Genomic DNA, 7562 nt, shown 5'->3' with positions numbered 1-7562 from the left:
GTGGGGGGTCCCCCACGCGCCCACGCCCCTTACGCCGGGCGTGATTCCGGGGCTTCGGCACCGCAGGGCGACAAGTATCGTACGAAATCTACTACTTGACGGCACCGAAGGCGGGCACGACCGCACCGGTGTACTTGCTCTCGATGAACTTCTTGACCTCGTCCGAGTTGAGCAGCTTGGCGAGCTTCTCGACGCGCGGGTCCTTCTCGTTGCCCTTCTTGACGGCGAGGAAGTTGGCGTACGGGTTGCCGTCGGCCTTCTCGATCGCCAGGGCGTCCTTGGCGGGCTTGAGGTCGGCCTCGATGGCGTAGTTGCCGTTGATGACGGCGGCGTCGACGTTGTCCAGGGCGCGGGGCAGCGTGGCCGCCTCCAGCTCCTTGAACTCCAGGCCCTTCTTGTCCTTGATGTCGGACAGCTTGGCGTCGGTGCCGACGCCGTCCTTGAGGACGATCACACCGTTGTCCGCGAGCAGGTGCAGCGCGCGGCCCTCGTTGGTGGTGTCGTTGGGGACGGCGACCGTCTGGCCGGCCTTGAGCTCGCCCAGGCCCTTGACCTTCTTGGAGTAGAGGGCCAGCGGCTCCAGCTCGACGTTGACGACCGGGACGATGTCCGTCTTCTGCTTCTTGTTGAAGTCGTCGAGGTAGGGCTTGTGCTGGAAGAAGTTGGCGTCGACCTCGCCGGACTGGGTGGCGGTGTTCGGCAGGACGTAGTCCGTGAACTCCTTCACCTCCAGCTTGAGTCCGGCCTTGTCGGCCAGCTCCTTCTTCACGTGGTTGAGGATGTCGGCGTGCGGCGTCGGGGACGCGGCGACGACGAGCGGCTTGCTGGTGTCGACCTTGCCGTCCGCCGACTTCTTGGCGGGGTCGGACGCGGTGCCGCAGGCGGTGGCGCCCAGGGCGAGCGCGGTGACGGCAGCGGCGGCGACGGAGATCTTGAGGTTCTTGCGCACGAAAAGTGCCTCTTTCTTGATCTTGCGGATGGTTCGCCCGGACAAGGAGTGCGGGCTCTGCGGAAGGAAAGTTCTGGGAGGTCCCGGCGGTGGGGTCCTAGGCGGTACGGCCGCGGCGGGCGAGCAGGCGTACGGCGCCGTCGCCGATCAGCTGGACGACCGTGACCAGGGCGATCAGGATCACGACGGTGACGATCATGAAGTTGGTCTCGAAGCGCTGGTAGCCGTAGGAGACGGCCACGTTGCCCAGTCCGCCGCCGCCGACCGCTCCGGCCATCGCCGAATAGCCGACGAGGACGATCACCGTGGTGGTGACGGCGGAGATCAGCGAGGCCAGGGCCTGCGGCAGCAGCACCTTGAAGACGACGGTCGGCACTCCCCCGCCCATGGCCTGGGCGGCCTCGACGAGCCCGTGGTCGACCTCGCGCACGGCCGTCTCGACGAGCCGGGCGAAGAAGGGGATGGCGCCGATGGCGAGCGGCACGACCATGGCGCTGGGGCCGATGAACGTACCGACCACGAGCGTGGTGAAGGGGATCAGTGCGATCAGCAGCACGATGAACGGCAGCGACCGCCCGATGTTCACGATCACGCCGACGATCTTGTTGACGACCGTGTTCTGGAGCAGGCCGCCCTTGTCGGTGAGGACCAGGAGCAGGCCGAGCGGGAGGCCGCCGAGGACGGAGACGACGGTGGCCCACAGGACCATGTACAGCGTGTCGATGACGCCCTGCGACAGCAGGGGCTGCATCTCGGACCAGGTCACTTCGCGTTCTCCTTGACCAGCAGGGGGTCCTCGACCGGCAGGGGGTCCTCGACCAGGGCGGATTTCTGCTCCGGTACGTCGGCGTGCTCGCCTTCGTCCTCCACGACGTCGACCTGGAGGCCCTGCTCGCGCAGGAAGCCGACCGGGACGACGTTCTCCTCGTACTGACCGGGGAGCTCGATGCGCATCCGGCCGATCTGCTTGCCGGCGGCGGTGTCCATCGCGGCGCCCAGGATCGAGATGTCGATGTTGTACGTACGGGAGAGCTGCGAGATGACCGGCTGGCCGGCGCTCTCGCCGTGGAAGGTCACGTCGATGACGGTGCGGCCGGGGCCGGTCGCGTGTCCGGTCACCGGGAACAGCTCGGCGGCCAGTTCGGAGCCGGGGGTGGCGAGCAGTCCGGCGACCGTGCCGGTCTCGACGACGCGTCCGCGCTTCATCAGGGCGGCCGAGTCGCAGACCGTCTTGACGACGTCCATCTCGTGCGTGATGAGCAGAACGGTCAGTCCGAGCTGCTGGTTGAGGTCGCGCAGCAGCTGCAGGATGGAACGGGTGGTCTCCGGGTCGAGGGCACTGGTCGCCTCGTCGGAGAGCAGCACCTTCGGGTCGCCCGCGAGGGCGCGGGCGATGCCCACGCGCTGCTTCTGACCGCCGGACAGCTGACCGGGGTACGACTTCGCCTTGTCGGCGAGGCCGACCAGGTCGAGCAGTTCAAGGGCCTTGCGGCTGCGCTCCTTGCCGGAGATGCCGAGGATCTCCAGCGGCAGCTCGATGTTGCCCTGCACGGTGCGCGAGGACAGCAGGTTGAAGTGCTGGAAGACCATCCCGATCCGGGAGCGGGCCCGGCGCAGTTCCTTGCCTGCGCGCAGACCGCGTCCGGCGAGTGCGGTGAGGTCCGTGCCGTCGACGGTCACGGTGCCGGAGGTGGGGCGTTCCAGCAGGTTGACGCAGCGGATGAGCGAGGACTTGCCGGCGCCGCTCTGACCGATCACGCCGAACACCTCGCCCTCGCGGACGTGCAGGTCGACGCCGTCGAGGGCGGTGACCTCACGGCCGCGCGAGGCATAGACCTTGGTCAGGCCAGTAGTGGTGATCACAGGGTTTCCATCACTGTCGTCGAGTGCGCGGCGGAACTTTTCGCCGGGTGCACGGGGCAGGTGTCCGGGGGCGCGGCACAGCTCGGCTCGGCGAAACCAAGGGGAACCGGGGGCGCGCGGGGCGGGCGGCGCGGCGCGTACGCATGCGGGGGGCGCAGGGACGTACGAACGCGGCCGGACCAGGTCTCGCTTCGGGGCGCGAGGCTCAGGCGGGGGCCCTCAGAAGTCGCACATTCGACACATACAACGAGCACCGGGCGTCATCGTCGCCTCGGTCGCAAGGGTGCGGCTGCTCGTCGTGGTCATGGGAACGAGTAAACCAGACGGGCGTACGAGGCGATCCCCGCTGTCCGAATAGCGGACAGGAAGTGTCCATCCGTGGACACGGGAGCGGTGCGGCGCCTTGCCTCGCGGGGCCTCCGGCGCACCGGCTGTGGCCAACGCCACGCCGCACGGACGGCGAGCGGTGGAGCCGGGGGCACTCGGCGGATGCCCGGAAGCGCCCAGTACGCTCCTTCTCATGCTTGACGCCCTGACGGTCGCGGTCTCCGTGGCCGCGCTCGCCCTCGCCGCGTGGTGCGGTTACGCCGCCTTCCGCGACCAGCCCACCAAGGACTGGCACTTCATCGGCATGGCCGTGGTGACGGTCCTCGCACTCGCCCAGCTGGTGGTCGGCATCGTGCAGCTGGCCCGTGGCGAGAAGCCGGCCGAGGGCAACGTGATCTTCGTGTCGTACCTGGTCGGCGCCTTCGCGGCGGTGCCGGCGGCCGGATTCATGTCGCTCGCCGAGCGGACCAGGTGGGGCTCGATCACGGTGGCGGCGGGCGCGGTCGTCCTGGCCGTGCTCGAAGTCCGTCTGTACGACATCTGGAGCGGCTGATGACTGCCGAGACGGCACCGGGCGAGCGCAAGCGCCTGGTCAAGGGGCCCGGGCTGCTGCTGGTGTGGCTGTACGGGGTGATGTCGGTGGGCGCGGTGTCGCGCTCGGCGTACCAGATCGCGACCGAGTTCGACCGGGCGCCGCTGGCGTACACGCTGTCGGCGGTGGCGGCGGTGGTCTACGCGTTCATCACGTACACGCTGGTACGGGGCGGGGAGACGGCCCGTCGGGTGGCGCTGGGGTGCTGTGCGGTGGAGCTTCTGGGGGTGCTGGTGGTGGGGACGTGGACGCTGGTGGCCCCCGGGGCGTTCCCGGACGCGACGGTGTGGTCGAAGTACGGGGCGGGGTACTTGCTGATCCCCGTGATTCTGCCGGTCACCGGGCTGATGTGGCTGCGGGGGCGGCGGTAGCGCACGGTGCCTGTGCGGGGAGCGTGCGGGGGGGGCGTCGCGCGGGTGCGTCGTGGCTGGTCGCGCAGTTCCCCGCGCCCCTGACCGCCTGCCCCCTGGCCGCCTTGGGCAGCGGGGCCGCCCCCTCACGCGGAGCTCACCCCTCCGCGACCGCACGCCCCCGCCGCCGCCTACGCGCTCGCGGCCAAAGTCGCAGGTGCCGCCGCTTCCTTCTCCAGCGTGACCAGCGTCAGCCTCGGCCCCGCCGCCTCCCTCGACACCGTCGCGTACCCCCTGCTCCGGTAGAGCCGCAGGTTCGTCTCGCTGCGGTGGCCGGTGAAGAGGCGGAAGCGTTTGGCGGAGAGATTCGCCGCCAGGTGCCCCTCTATGGCCGCGAGGAGTCGCCCGCCCAGCCCGTGCCGCCGCATCCTCGGGTGCACGATCAGTTTCGCGATCCGCGCCGTGCCGCTCTCGTCGACCACCGCCCGCACGGAACCGACGACTTCGTCGCCGAGGCGGGCCACCAGTGCGTACCCCCGGCCGAGTTCGGCCGTCAGATCCGCGAGGGTCTGGGTGAGGGGCTCGATCGTGTAGTCGTCGTAGAGCTCCGCCTCGCTCTGGTAGCAGAGGTACTGGAGTTTGAGGATCTGCTCGGCGTCCCGCTCGCCCGCCACCGCGGACTCGCCCGCCACCGCAGAGATGATCACGCTCGTGCCCATGTGCTGCCTCCTGCTCGCCCGCTCCACCGGCCGGTCCTACGGCTCCATTCCCCTGCGCACAGGGGGCGCAACCTCAGCCAGCTCCGCCGCGAGCATTCTGCGCAGGCATCCCAGGCAACGGGAACGCATGGGCCCCAAACTCCCTTGTGACATTCCCAACTCCCCTGCGATTTCCCGGTAGGTGGGGTCCGCCGGGGACAGCAACAGAGCCAGCAGCGGACGGCAGCGCGCCGGAAGCCGGCGGACGGCGGCCCGCAGCGCCCGGCGCCGTTCGGCGGCGAGCACCTCGGGTTCGGGGCCGCTGTCGTAGGCCGCCGGCGGCTCGGCGGCGTACGGCTGCTCGTGGAGCGCCCGGCGCCTGGCGAGCCGCGCCTCGGCCCGTACCGCACCCCGCAGCCAGCCGGCGGGCTCCGCGGGCACCCCGTCCGGATGCTCCAACAGCCTTACCCAGACCGCCTGTTCGAGATCGGCGGCCTCGACTCCCGCGCCCGGAGCCTCCGCCGCCGCCTCGGCGGCGAGCAGCGGAGCCAGGGCCCGCACCTCTTGCAGCAGTAGATCCATGCCCGGCGGGACGCGCCCGCCACCGGGGCCGGTTGCCGGTGGGAGCCCGTCTCACCCGTACGGGTAACGGATCGATTACGCCCGTTACGCCCGGAAGTCCGCGGCGGCGAGCAGCGCCGTGTCCGCCTGGTCCGAGAAGATGCCGTCGATGCCGGTCGCGAAGTACGCCTTCAGGGCGCCGAAGACGTCGCCGTAGGCGGCCGGGTCGGTGCCGCGGCGGAAGTCTGCGGGCAGGAAGCTGTTCTCGTTGCGCATCGTGTACGGGTGCAGGACCAGGCCCTTGGCGTGCGCGTCCCGTACGAGCGTGGTCGGCTTGCCGAGCCTGCCCGCCGCGTCGCGCGGAATGACCAGGTCCAGGCTCGGGCCGAGGCCCTGGGCGAAGCCGGAGATCCACTTCAGGCCCTCGGGCGTGACCAGGTCGGCGACCGTGCGGGGGTCACCGGCCTGGACGAAGTCCCAGGGCCTGTCGGTGAGGCCGCCGAGCAGGACCACGCGCGGCCCCGCCACCAGCTTCGCCATCCGCTGCATGCTGCTCGGCTCGAAGGACTGGAGGAAGGTCGTGGAGTCCTTCTTGTGGCGGCCGTACTTGCGCAGCAGGCGGGCGAGCGGCTCCTCCAGGCCGAGGCCCAGGCCCCGGAAGTAGCTGGGGTGCTTGGTCTCGACGTGCAGCCACACCGGGCGCCCGCGCCTGCGGCCCTCCCGCTCGGCCCAGCGGAGCACCTCCTCGAAGGTGGGGATCTGCCAGCGGCCGTCGTAGAGGGTGTTCTCCTGGCGGACGGCGGGGATACGTTCCTTCGCCCGCAGCGTCTTGAGTTCGGCGAGCGTGAAGTCCTCCGTGAACCAGCCCGTGAGCTTGGCCCCGTCGACCGTCTTCGTCGCCTTGCGGGAGGCGAACTCGGGGTGTGCGGCGACGTCGGTCGTGCCGGTGATGTCGTTCTCGTGGCGGCAGACCAGGTGCCCGTCCCTGGTCGGGACGAGGTCCTGTTCGATGACGTGGGCGCCCATGTCGAGGGCCAGCTGGTAGGAGCCGAGGGTGTGCTCGGGGCGGTAGCCGCTGGCGCCGCGGTGGGCGACGACGGTCGGGACGGGAAGGTGCCGGTAGGCCGGTCCGCCGTGACCGTGGCCACTTCTCGCGGGGCTCGCGGCACTCGCCGTGCCGGAGAGCCCGAGGGCGGCGCCCGAGGCGCCGAGCACCGCGGCGCCCAGCAGCGCGCGCCGCCCGGGACCGAATTCCGCACCTTGTGTCATGAAAGCTCCTCGTTGTCCTGGCCGGCTCCTGCCCTGTGCGGAGCCGTCCCCTGCCTCGATGGGGGGGCCCGATGGTAGGCGGCTACGCATTACAGGGGGGAGTCCTTGGACGGAACGCGGTGGAAACACACGTCAACACTGCGTATCCACCTGATGAACCCGATGTGCGATCAGCGGCAACCCGCGAGTATCGTCCTCACCTGCGCGGTCCTCGCGTCGGCCTAGACCTTCCAGCCTGAAACCCCACGACTTCGGAGGAACCGTTGTCCCGTCTCGCGCTCATCAAGGCAGTGCTCGGACCGATCCTGCGCCTGATGTTCCGCCCCAAGGTGGAGGGCGCCGAGAACATCCCGGGGACGGGTCCGGTCATTCTCGCCGGCAACCACCTCACCTTCATCGACTCGATGATCATGCCGATCTGCCTGGACCGCCCGGTCCACTACATCGGCAAGGACGAGTACGTCACGGGCAAGGGCGTCAAGGGCCGCCTGATGGCCTGGTTCTTCACCAGCTGCGGCATGATCCCGGTCGACCGGGACGGCGGGCGCGGCGGTGTCGCGGCGCTGATGACCGGCCGCCGGGTGCTGGAGGAGGGCAAGATGTTCTCCATCTACCCCGAGGGCACCCGCTCCCCCGACGGCCGTCTGTACCGGGGCCGTACCGGCATCGCGCGCCTCACGCTGATGACGGGTGCGCCGGTGGTCCCCTTCGCGATGATCGGTACCGACAAGCTCCAGCCGGGCGGCGCGGGCCTGCCGCGCCCCGGCAAGGTGACGGTCCGGTTCGGCGAGCCGATGGAGTTCTCGCGCTACGAGGGCATGGACCGCGACCGTTACGTGCTGCGGGCGGTGACCGACTCGGTGATGTCGGAGGTCATGCAGCTGTCCGGCCAGGAGTACGTGGACATGTACGCCACGAAGGCCAAGGCGGCCTGACCGCCGGAGGTCGAACAG

General features: G+C 70.1%; 9 protein-coding genes. 3 read left to right on the top strand and 6 right to left on the bottom strand.

All coding sequences use genetic code 11. The annotated features are described in order from the left end of the window. Positions 1-91 precede the first annotated feature (91 nt). From ACWGIG_RS35005 to ACWGIG_RS34995, 3 genes are all read right to left on the bottom strand, one after another. Complete coding sequence (locus ACWGIG_RS35005) at positions 92-949, bottom strand: MetQ/NlpA family ABC transporter substrate-binding protein (RefSeq protein ID WP_453325735.1); 858 nt, start codon at positions 947-949, stop codon at positions 92-94. 97 nt (positions 950-1046) lie between these two features. Further along, the gene (locus ACWGIG_RS35000) at positions 1047-1715 is read right to left on the bottom strand and encodes a methionine ABC transporter permease (RefSeq protein WP_453325734.1); all 669 of its coding nucleotides are present in this window, start codon (positions 1713-1715) and stop codon (positions 1047-1049) included. Beyond that, the gene (locus ACWGIG_RS34995) at positions 1712-2812 is read right to left on the bottom strand and encodes a methionine ABC transporter ATP-binding protein (RefSeq protein ID WP_453325733.1); all 1101 of its coding nucleotides are present in this window, start codon (positions 2810-2812) and stop codon (positions 1712-1714) included. Before ACWGIG_RS34995 ends, ACWGIG_RS35000 begins: the two co-directional genes overlap by 4 nt. Positions 2813-3332: 520 nt before the next feature. Between ACWGIG_RS34995 and ACWGIG_RS34990 the strand changes: the two genes are divergently transcribed. After that, on the top strand, positions 3333-3692 hold the full coding sequence (locus ACWGIG_RS34990) for a hypothetical protein (RefSeq protein ID WP_453325732.1): 360 nt from the start codon (positions 3333-3335) through the stop codon (positions 3690-3692). Continuing rightward, entirely contained in the window at positions 3692-4102 is a 411-nt protein-coding gene (locus ACWGIG_RS34985) for a hypothetical protein (RefSeq protein ID WP_453325731.1), read from the top strand. The genes ACWGIG_RS34990 and ACWGIG_RS34985 overlap by 1 nt, the downstream gene beginning before the upstream one ends. 170 nt (positions 4103-4272) lie before the next feature. Here ACWGIG_RS34985 and ACWGIG_RS34980 read toward each other — a convergent pair whose 3' ends face one another. The 3 genes from ACWGIG_RS34980 to ACWGIG_RS34970 all read right to left on the bottom strand — a co-directional run bounded on the left by ACWGIG_RS34980 (position 4273) and on the right by ACWGIG_RS34970 (position 6609). Then, complete coding sequence (locus ACWGIG_RS34980) at positions 4273-4800, bottom strand: GNAT family N-acetyltransferase (protein ID WP_453325730.1); 528 nt, start codon at positions 4798-4800, stop codon at positions 4273-4275. A gap of 36 nt (positions 4801-4836) precedes the next feature. Further along, on the bottom strand, positions 4837-5361 hold the full coding sequence (locus ACWGIG_RS34975) for a sigma-70 family RNA polymerase sigma factor (RefSeq protein ID WP_453325729.1): 525 nt from the start codon (positions 5359-5361) through the stop codon (positions 4837-4839). Between the two features lie 84 nt (positions 5362-5445). After that, complete coding sequence (locus ACWGIG_RS34970) at positions 5446-6609, bottom strand: glycerophosphodiester phosphodiesterase (protein WP_453325728.1); 1164 nt, start codon at positions 6607-6609, stop codon at positions 5446-5448. Between the two features lie 263 nt (positions 6610-6872). Here ACWGIG_RS34970 and ACWGIG_RS34965 point away from each other — a divergent pair, with 263 nt between their 5' ends. Then, entirely contained in the window at positions 6873-7544 is a 672-nt protein-coding gene (locus ACWGIG_RS34965) for a lysophospholipid acyltransferase family protein (RefSeq protein ID WP_453325727.1), read from the top strand. The last annotated feature ends 18 nt before the right edge of the window (positions 7545-7562 follow it).

This window comes from Streptomyces sp. NPDC054863, from assembly GCF_053610825.1.
The sequence above is the reverse complement of the archived record's forward strand: the minus strand, read 5'-3'. Positions and strand labels throughout refer to the sequence as shown.